Here is a 241-nt window from a genome sequence, read left to right on the forward strand (position 1 = left end):
CTGGGTCATCAAGGAGGCGTGGCCAGTGACTACGGTAATATCGGCATCATCTATCAAACACAGGGTAAGCTGGATGACGCGCTGACGATGTATGACAAAATCGTTAGAGATAAACACAGCACTGGGCCGTCAGGAAGGCATGGCCAATCAATACGGTAATATCGGCAATGTCTATCAAACACAGGGTAAGCTGGATGACGCGCTGACGATGCATAACAAAGCGCTAGAGATAAACATCGCA

The 241-nt window shown here is 48.5% G+C and carries 1 protein-coding gene; it reads left to right on the forward strand.

Annotated features, from left to right (window positions below):
• Nucleotides 1–91: 91 nt before the first annotated feature.
• On the forward strand, nucleotides 92–241 hold a 150-nt coding region (locus tag SANK73390_RS05740), incomplete at its 3' end, for a tetratricopeptide repeat protein (protein WP_462764571.1).

Source organism: Pseudoalteromonas sp. SANK 73390 (assembly GCF_054966645.1).